Here is an 8905-nt window from a genome sequence, read left to right as displayed (position 1 = left end):
CGATGCGGCCGAAGGTGGTCTTGGCCTCGTAGAAGCCGTAGTCGATGTTCGCGCGGAGCGTGTGCAGCGGCACACGGCCCTCGCGGTAGAACTCCGAACGGCTCATCTCGGCGCCGCCGAGGCGGCCGGAGACCTGGATGCGGACGCCCTTGGCGCCGGCGCGCTGAGCGCCCTGCAGGCCCTTGCGCATCGCGCGGCGGAACGCCACACGAGCGGAGAGCTGCTCGGCGATGCCCTGCGCGACGAGCTGAGCGTCGGCCTCGGGGTTCTTGACCTCGAGGATGTTCAGCTGGATCTGCTTGCCCGTGAGCTTCTCGAGGTCGGCGCGGATGCGCTCGGCCTCGGCGCCGCGGCGGCCGATGACGATGCCAGGACGCGCCGTGTGGATGTCGACGCGAACGCGGTCGCGCGTGCGCTCGATCTCGATGCGCGCCACGCCGGCGCGGTCGAGGCTCGTGGTGAGCATCCGACGGATCTTGACGTCCTCAGCCACGTAGTCGGCGTAGCGCTGACCGGGCTTGGTGCTGTCTGAGAACCAGCGCGACACGTGGTCGGTGGTGATCCCGAGACGGAAACCGTAGGGGTTGACTTTCTGACCCATGACTACTTGCTCGCCTTCTTCTTGCCGGTGCTCGAGCCCGCAGCGACCAGCTCGTCCGGCGTGGCGAGCACGACGGTGATGTGGCTGGTGCGCTTGTTGATGCGGAACGCGCGACCCTGCGCACGCGGCTGGAACCGCTTGAGGGTCGTTCCCTCATCGACGAACGCGCGGGACACGTAGAGGTCCTGCTCGTCGAGGAAGGTGTTCGCAGCATCCGCCTTCACGCGCGCGTTGGCGATGGCCGCCGCGACGAGCTTGTAGACGGGCTCGCTCGCACCCTGGGGCGCGAACTTCAGGATGGCCAGGGCCTCGAGGGCCTGCTTGCCGCGGATCAGGTCGACGACGCGACGAGCCTTCTGAGGCGTCACGCGGATGTGTCGCACGCGGGCGATCGACTCCACCATGTCTGTACTCCTCTTCACGCCGCCGGGTTACCGGCGACGACCCTTCTTGTCGTCCTTCTCGTGGCCGCGGAAGGTGCGGGTCGGCGCGAACTCGCCGAGCTTGTGCCCGACCATGGTCTCGGTCACGAACACGGGGATGTGCTTGCGGCCGTCGTGCACGGCGATGGTGTGTCCCAGCATGGCGGGGACGATCATCGACCGGCGCGACCAGGTCTTGATGACGTTCTTGGTGCTGGCCTCGTTCTGCGCGAACACCTTGCGGAGCAGGTGGTCGTCGACGAACGGACCCTTCTTAAGACTGCGAGGCATTGTTCTCGACTCCTACTAGCGCTTCTTGCCAACGGTGCGGCGACGGACGATGAGCTTGTCGCTCTCCTTCTTGGGGCGACGCGTGCGGCCTTCCGACTGGCCCCAGGGGCTCACCGGGTGACGACCACCGCTGGTCTTGCCCTCACCACCACCGTGCGGGTGGTCGATCGGGTTCATCGCGACACCACGCACGGTCGGGCGGACGCCCTTCCAGCGCATGCGGCCGGCCTTGCCCCAGTTGATGTTCGACTGCTCGGCGTTGCCGACCTCGCCGACGGTCGCGCGGCAGCGCGCGTCGACGTTGCGGATCTCGCCCGAGGGCAGACGCAGCTGGGCGTAGGGGCCGTCCTTCGCCACGAGGCGAACGGAGGCGCCAGCCGAGCGCGCCATCTTCGCGCCGCCACCGGGGCGGAGCTCGATCGCGTGGATGACCGTGCCGACGGGGATGTTGCGCAGCGGCAGGTTGTTGCCGGGCTTGATGTCGGCCGAGGGACCCGACTCGACGATGTCGCCCTGCGCCAGCTTGTTGGGCGCCAGGATGTAGCGCTTGGTGCCGTCCACGAAGTGCAGCAGCGCGATGCGCGCCGTGCGGTTCGGGTCGTACTCGATGTGCGCGACCTTGGCGTTGACGCCGTCTTTGTCATTGCGACGGAAGTCGATGACGCGGTACTGGCGCTTGTGCCCACCGCCGATGTGGCGGGTGGTGATGCGACCCGAGTTGTTGCGGCCACCGGTCTTGGGCAGCGGCTTGAGCAGCGACTTCTCGGGGGTCGAGCGCGTGATCTCCGTGAAATCGGAGACCGACGAGCCGCGACGACCCGGAGTCGTGGGCTTGTACTTGCGAATAGCCATTGTCGTTGTCCTTTTCGCGCCTAGCCGACGGCCGTGAAGATGTCGATGGAGCCCGACTTCAGGGTCACGATGGCGCGCTTGGTGTCTTTGCGCTTGCCGGTGCCGAAGCGGGTGCGGCGGGTCTTGCCCGTGCGGTTCAGCGTGTTGATCGAGGCGACCTTGACGTTGAAGATCTTCTCGATGGCGAGCTTGATCTCGGTCTTGTTCGCGCGCGGGTCGACGAGGAAGGTGTACTTGCCGTCGTCGATGAGCGCGTAGCTCTTCTCGCTGACGACCGGCGCGATGATGATGTCGCGCGGGTCTTTGTTCTGGGCGACAGCGTGGATGCTCATGCGCCGACCTCTTCCTTGTTCGTCTTCGCAGCGACGAAGGCCTCGTAGGCGGCCTTCGTGAACACGATGTCGTCGCTGACCAGCACGTCGTACGCGTTGAGCTGGTCGGGGCTGATCACGTGCAGGTTCTTGAGGTTGCGCACGCTCTTGAGGTTCACCTCGTCGTCGCGCTCGATCACGACGAGCACGTTGCGGCCCGTGGTGAGCTGAGCGAGAACGGCGGCGGCGGCCTTGGTCGAGGGCACGTCAGAGCCGAACGACTCGACGACGTGCAGGCGCTCGCCCCGGGCGCGGTCGCTGAGCGCGCCCAGGAGGGCGGCGGCGATCATCTTCTTGGGGGTGCGCTGCGCGTAGTTGCGCGGCGTCGGGCCGTGCACGATGCCACCACCGCGGTGCTCGGGAGCACGCACGGAACCCTGGCGGCTGCGGCCGGTGCCCTTCTGCTTGAACGGCTTGACACCCGAGCCCGAGACCTCGCCACGACCCTTGGTCGAGTGAGTGCCCTGGCGGGCGGCCGCGAGCTGGGCCACGACGACCTGGTGCAGCAGCGGGACATTGGTGGACACGTCGAAGACGGCGGCGGGCAGGTCGACCGAACCGGTCTTCTTGCCGGCGGCGTCGATCACGTCGAGCGAGGTTGCCATCGCGATTACGCTCCCTTCACGGCGTTGCGGACGAAAACGAGACGGCCGCGAGCGCCGGGAACCGCGCCCTTGACGAGCAGCAGACCCTTCTCGAGGTCGACGGAGTGAACCGTGAGGTTCATGACGGTGACGCGGTCGCCGCCCATGCGGCCCGCCATGCGCATGCCCTTGAAGACACGGCTGGGGGTCGAGGACGCGCCGATCGATCCGGGCTTGCGGTGGTTGCGGTGCGAACCGTGCGAGGCCGAGACGCCCTTGAAGTTGTGGCGCTTCATCACACCGGCGAAGCCCTTGCCCTTGCTCGTGCCGACGACGTCGACCAGCTGACCGGCCTCGAAGATGTCGACCGCGAGCAGCTGGCCGGGCGTGTACTCGCCCGCGTCCGCCGTGCGCACCTCGGTGAGGTGGCGACGCGGCGTGCTGCCGGCCTTCTCGAAGTGGCCGCTGAGCGGCTTCGTGACCTTGCGCGGGTCGATGGCGCCGTAAGCGATCTGGACGGCCGCATAGCCGTCCTTCTCCGGGGTGCGCACCTGCGTCACCACGTTGGGGGCGATCTCCACCACGGTGACGGGCACGAGCTTGTTGTTCGCGTCCCACACCTGGGTCATGCCGAGCTTCGTGCCCAGCAGACCCTTGGTCGTCTTGGTTGCAGACATGTTTCCTCGGCTCCTTAGAGCTTGATCTCGATGTTGACGTCGGCGGGCAGGTCGAGGCGCATGAGCGAGTCGACCGCCTTCGGCGTCGGGTCGATGATGTCGATGAGACGCTTGTGCGTGCGCTTCTCGAAGTGCTCGCGGCTGTCCTTGTACTTGTGGGGCGACCGGATGACGGCGATCACGTTCTTCTCCGTCGGCAGCGGCACGGGGCCCACGACCGTCGCGCCAGCGCGGGTGACCGTGTCGACGATCTTGCGCGCCGATGCGTCGAGACCTGCGTGGTCGTACGACTTAAGTCGGATGCGGATCTTCTGTCCCGCCATGCTCAACTCTCTTCCTTCTTGGACGTGATGCACCCGTCAGGGCGCACCTCACGCGGAGCGCAATCGCTGTCGCACCACTGTTCTTCTGTCAAACGACTTTGTTGTCTGTCAGACGCAGACCACCGACCCCCGCGCTCGGGCGTGTCGCCTGCGAGAGGCGACGCGCTCGGGCAGGCACAGGGGTATCCCCGGGCCGGATGGCGGTCGGTTTAAGCTGTGTTCTTCTGCCTGCGGCCTAGGCTCATCACGACCCGCTGCCGAACGCTCTGTCGAGTGCTGATGCGGGGCTCGTCCTATGCACTGCCTGGCAGTGAGCCGCGCGAAAGCACGGCGTGTGGAACTAGAAGAGTCTGCCACACGCCACACGGCCCTGCAACCCGGGCGTGTCGCGTGGGCCGCGACACGCCGGAGAAGACCGAAACTCGCCTACGCCGGCGCGGATCCGGCTCCCGGAACGGGGTCGATCGGCGTTCTCGGCCGCAGAATCAGCAGTTCGACGAGCAGCACGGCGATCGTGCCGGCCACGAGCAGCACGCCGCCCGCGGCGACGGCGATGGCGATGGCGACGACGAGCATCCCCCAGTCCTGCGCGCTCCCGCCCCCCGTGGCGACGGTGATCACGGAGAGGACCCCGATGTTGACGACGAGCGCGGCGAGGAGCGAAACGAGATGGGTCGCGATGCGCCACCCGACGCTCCGACGCCGCAGCACGATCGCGCCGATGATGACAAGTACCGTCCACAGGGCGAGCGCGACGCCCAGGAGCCCGAAGAGCACGCGCGGGGTCTGGTCGACGAGCGTGCCGATCGGGTCGGCCGAATCGGTGAGCGCGAACGCCGCGAGCACCAGCCAAGCGAGAGCGATCGTGATGCCGATGATGAGCACGATCTCGAGCACGACACGGCGGGCCATGAGCAGCCTCTCGATAGGGCGGATCGGTGCGATGCACCGATCTCCGGGTGGCGCGAGCCTAGTCGGGCGCCCTCACCGTCACCAGGGGTCGAACGTGCCCGTTCGGCCGCCCACGAGCGTCGCCCGCACGAGCGGCACGCCCGCCCGATAGGCGAGGTGGCGGTAGTCAGGAGCATCCAGGATGACCGCGTCACCCCGCGCGCCCACCCCCAGGTGCCCGACATCGCCTCGGCGCAGCGCCCGCGCGCCCCCGCGGGTCGCGGCGGCGAGCGCCTCGAGCGGAGTCATGCCGAGCTCGCGCACCGCGAGAGCGATGGCGAGCGGCATGCTGCTCGAGTAGTTCGAGCCGGGATTGCAGTCGGTGGCGATCGCCACGGCGACGCCCGCGTCGAGCAGGCGCCGGGCATCCGGGTACGGCTGCTTCGTCGAGAACTCGACGAGCGGCAGCAGCGTCGCGACGGTGCCCGCACCGTCGCGCGCGCTGGCCGCGAGCGCCTCGACCTCGGCGTCGGCGAGGTGCGTGCAGTGGTCGACGCTCGCGGCGCCGAGCTCGACGGCGAGGGCGACTCCGCCGTCGGCCTCGAGCTGGCCGGCGTGCACGCGCAGCCCGAGCCCCGCATCCCGCCCCGCAATGAGGATGCGCCGCGCCTCGTCGACCGTGAAGGCCCCCGAGTCGATGAAGACGTCGATCCAGCGGGCGTGCGGCGCGCACGCGGCGAGCATGTCGCCGCAGACGAGGTCGACGTAGGCCTCGCGATCGTGCGCGAACTCGGCCGGCACGACGTGAGCTCCGAGGAAGGTGGTCTCGTCGGTCACCTCGCGGGCGAGCCGCAGAGCGCGCGCCTCGTCGGAGACGGTCAGGCCGTACCCGCTCTTGATCTCGAGCGTCGTCGTGCCCTGCGTGCGGGCCTGTGCCACGAGGTGGTGCAGGTGAGCGCGCAGGTCGTCGTCGGTGGCGGTGCGCGTCGCCGCGACCGTCGTGCGGATGCCGCCCGCCGTGTAGGGGCGGCCGGCCATGCGCGCCTCGAACTCGTCGACCCGGTCGCCGGCGAAGACGAGGTGATTGTGGCTGTCGACGAATCCAGGGATGACCGCCGCGCCCTCGGCGTCGATGCGGGTGTCGGCGGCGGGGGCCTCGGCGGTGCCGCCCAGCCACGCGACGCGCCCTCCCTCGATGACGAGGGCGGCACCCGTGCGGATCGGTCGGTCGGGCTCGGCGGGATCGAGCGTGACGAGCTGGCCGATGTTCTCGATGACGAGGCTCATGCGGCGCCTCCCCCGGCTCGGCTCGCGAGGCCGGCGAGCGCTTCGAGCACGCACAGTGCGGCGAGGCGCACGGTGCGCTGATCGGCGGTGTCGCGCGCGGCGTCGAGCTCGGTCAGGTCGATGCTCGTAACGGCCGGATGCGCGCCCGCCAGCCGCGCCGCCGCGCGCAGCTCGATCGCGCTGAGGCCACCGGGCACGCTCGCGGGGCAGCCCGGAGCGACGCTGCGGTCGCACACGTCGAGGTCGAGGTCGACGTGCACGGGGCCGCCCGCCGCCGCGGCGCGGTCGAGCGCGGCGGTCATCGCTGCCTCGATCGGGGTGGTCTGCAGGTCGGAGCGGGTGACGACCGTGATGCCGTGCTGCTCGGCCCGAACGCGATAGGCGTGCGAATTCGCGAGCGGCTCGATGCCGAGCTGGCTCACTCGCGCGCCCGCCAGGCCCGCCTCGAGCAGCCGGCGCACCGGCGAGCCGTTGCTGATGCCATCGCGCAGGTCGTGGTGGGCATCCAGCGTGACGAGACCGGCCGTCGCGACGCGGTCGCCCCACGCGCCGAGTGCCGCGGGGACGGTCGCGGCGTTGTCGCCGCCGAGCACGATGACGAGGGATGCCTCTGCGGCGAGCTCGGCGATGCGCGCGGTCGCGGCCGCCTCACCGGGGCCGTCGGGCTCGAGCACATCGCCCGCGTCGAGCACGGTGACGCGTGAGCCGTCGGGCCGGGCGAGGGCGTCGGCGGAGTAGGAGCGGAGGGCATCCCGGATCGCCGCGGGCGTGGTGTGCCCCTGCCCCGGCGAGAGCGCGGTGCGCCAGGTCGGGATGCCCACCAGCACGGCGTCTGCCCGCGAGCTCGGCGCCCACGCGGGCCAGTCGCCCGCGCGCGGCCACAGCGGGTCGTGACTCAGCACGCTCAACCCTGCTCGCGCATCGGAATGCGCACGCCGAGGTCGGCGACGATCTGCTCGCCTTCGGTGTAGCCCGCATCGATGTGGCGGATAACGCCCATGCCGGGGTCGTTCGTCAGCACGCGCTGCACCTTCTGACCGGCGAGCGCTGTGCCGTCGGCGACGACGACCTGCCCGGCGTGGATCGAGCGGCCGATGCCGACTCCCCCACCGTGGTGGATCGACACCCAGGTCGCCCCGCTCGCCGTGTTGACGAGCGCGTTGAGCAGCGGCCAGTCGGCGATCGCATCGCTGCCATCTTTCATCGACTCAGTCTCGCGGTAGGGGCTCGCGACCGACCCCGAGTCGAGGTGGTCGCGGCCGATCGCGACGGGGGCGCTGAGCTCGCCGCTCGCGACCATGTCGTTGAAGCGCTCGCCGGCCTTGTCGCGCTCGCCGTAGCCGAGCCAGCAGATGCGCGCCGGAAGCCCCTGGTAGTGCACGCGCTGCTGGGCCATCGGGATCCACCGCTGCAGGCTCTCGTTCTCGGGGAACATCTCGAGCACCGCGCGGTCGGTCGCGGCGATGTCAGCGGGGTCACCGCTGAGCGCCGCCCAACGGAACGGGCCCTTGCCCTGCGCGAAGAGCGGGCGGATGTACGCGGGCACGAACCCGGGGAAGGAGAAGGCGTCGGCATACCCCGCCGCGCGAGCCTCGGTGCGGATGTTGTTGCCGTAGTCGAACACCTCGGCGCCCGCCCGCTGGAACCCGACCATCGCCTCGACCTGCCGCGCCATCGACGCACGCGCTGCCGCGGCGAAGCCGATGGGGTCGCGCTCGCGCGCCGCGTGCCACTCGTCGACGGTGTGCTCGACGGGCAAGTAGGCGAGCGGATCGTGCGCACTCGTCTGGTCGGTGACGATGTCGATCGGGGCACCCATGGCGAGCAGGCGCGGGAAGACCTCGGCCGCGTTGCCGAGCACGCCGATCGAGAGCCCGCGCCGGGCATCCCGTGCCTCGATGGCGAGCGACAGCGCGTGCTCGAGCGAGGTCGCCTGCACGTCGAGGTAGCGGTGCTCGAGACGGCGTGTGATGCGGCTGGGGTCGACGTCGACGCAGATGGCGACGCCGTCGTTCATCGTCACGGCGAGCGGCTGGGCGCCGCCCATGCCGCCGAGGCCGCCCGTGAGGGTGATGGTGCCGGCGAGGGTGCCGCCGAACTTCTGTTGGGCAACGGCCGAGAAGGTCTCGAAGGTGCCCTGCAGGATGCCCTGCGTGCCGATGTAGATCCACGAGCCGGCGGTCATCTGGCCGTACATCGTGAGACCGAGGGCTTCGAGCCGCCGGAACTCGTCCCAATTCGCCCAGTCGCCCACGAGGTTCGAGTTGGCGATGAGCACGCGCGGCGCCCACTCATGGGTCTGCATGACGCCGACGGGGCGGCCCGACTGCACGAGCATCGTCTCGTCGCCCTTGAGCGTGGCGAGCGTGCGGGTCAGCGCGTCGAAGCTCGCCCAGTCGCGCGCGGCCTTGCCCGTGCCGCCGTAGACGACGAGCTCGTCGGGGTGCTCGGCGACCTCGGGGTCGAGGTTGTTCTGCAGCATGCGGAGAGCGCCCTCCTGCTGCCAGCCGAGGGTGTGCAGCTGGGTTCCGCGGTGGGCGCGCACGGGGCGGGCTCCGGATGCTGAGCTCGAGGTCGGGCTCTCGGTGAGGGTCATGACGGTCTCC

12 protein-coding genes are annotated in these 8905 nt (G+C 69.9%); all 12 read right to left on the bottom strand.

The features are described from left to right. On the bottom strand, positions 1–601 hold a 601-nt coding region (rpsC, locus tag ACTIE9_RS11620; RefSeq protein ID WP_439565734.1), incomplete at its 3' end, for a 30S ribosomal protein S3. A 2-nt stretch (positions 602–603) separates the two neighbouring features. Beyond that, complete coding sequence (rplV, locus tag ACTIE9_RS11615; protein ID WP_255158203.1) at positions 604–1005, bottom strand: 50S ribosomal protein L22; 402 nt, start codon at positions 1003–1005, stop codon at positions 604–606. 27 nt (positions 1006–1032) lie between these two features. Continuing rightward, complete coding sequence (gene rpsS, locus ACTIE9_RS11610) at positions 1033–1314, bottom strand: 30S ribosomal protein S19 (RefSeq protein ID WP_153982784.1); 282 nt, start codon at positions 1312–1314, stop codon at positions 1033–1035. 15 nt (positions 1315–1329) lie between these two features. Beyond that, positions 1330–2166, bottom strand: a complete 837-nt coding sequence (gene rplB / locus ACTIE9_RS11605; protein WP_439565733.1) for a 50S ribosomal protein L2 — start codon at positions 2164–2166, stop codon at positions 1330–1332. 20 nt (positions 2167–2186) lie between these two features. Then, positions 2187–2498 (bottom strand): 50S ribosomal protein L23, encoded by a 312-nt coding sequence (rplW, locus tag ACTIE9_RS11600; protein ID WP_255158198.1) that lies wholly within the window; start codon positions 2496–2498, stop codon positions 2187–2189. Next, positions 2495–3142, bottom strand: coding sequence for a 50S ribosomal protein L4 (gene rplD, locus ACTIE9_RS11595; protein WP_439565732.1), 648 nt, complete (start codon positions 3140–3142; stop codon positions 2495–2497). Before rplD ends, rplW begins: the two co-directional genes overlap by 4 nt. A 5-nt stretch (positions 3143–3147) precedes the next feature. Then, positions 3148–3798 carry a 50S ribosomal protein L3 gene (rplC, locus tag ACTIE9_RS11590; RefSeq protein WP_439565731.1) on the bottom strand — a complete coding sequence of 217 codons (651 nt, stop codon included), beginning with the start codon at positions 3796–3798 and terminating at the stop codon, positions 3148–3150. A 14-nt stretch (positions 3799–3812) separates the two neighbouring features. Next, positions 3813–4121, bottom strand: coding sequence for a 30S ribosomal protein S10 (gene rpsJ / locus ACTIE9_RS11585; protein ID WP_047561503.1), 309 nt, complete (start codon positions 4119–4121; stop codon positions 3813–3815). Positions 4122–4547: 426 nt separating this feature from the next. Beyond that, positions 4548–5033, bottom strand: coding sequence for a hypothetical protein (locus tag ACTIE9_RS11580; RefSeq protein ID WP_439565730.1), 486 nt, complete (start codon positions 5031–5033; stop codon positions 4548–4550). A 78-nt stretch (positions 5034–5111) separates the two neighbouring features. Continuing rightward, the gene (gene hutI, locus ACTIE9_RS11575; protein ID WP_439565729.1) at positions 5112–6299 is read right to left on the bottom strand and encodes an imidazolonepropionase; all 1188 of its coding nucleotides are present in this window, start codon (positions 6297–6299) and stop codon (positions 5112–5114) included. Continuing rightward, complete coding sequence (locus tag ACTIE9_RS11570) at positions 6296–7201, bottom strand: arginase family protein (RefSeq protein WP_439565728.1); 906 nt, start codon at positions 7199–7201, stop codon at positions 6296–6298. The genes hutI and ACTIE9_RS11570 overlap by 4 nt, the downstream gene beginning before the upstream one ends. A 2-nt stretch (positions 7202–7203) precedes the next feature. Further along, a complete protein-coding gene (gene hutU / locus ACTIE9_RS11565) occupies positions 7204–8895 on the bottom strand; it encodes a urocanate hydratase (protein ID WP_439565727.1) in 1692 nt (563 codons plus the stop codon). Positions 8896–8905 lie beyond the last annotated feature (10 nt).

Source organism: Microcella sp., assembly GCF_051860105.1.
Lineage (GTDB): Bacteria > Actinomycetota > Actinomycetes > Actinomycetales > Microbacteriaceae > Microcella.
The sequence above is the reverse complement of the archived record's forward strand: the minus strand, read 5'-3'. Positions and strand labels throughout refer to the sequence as shown.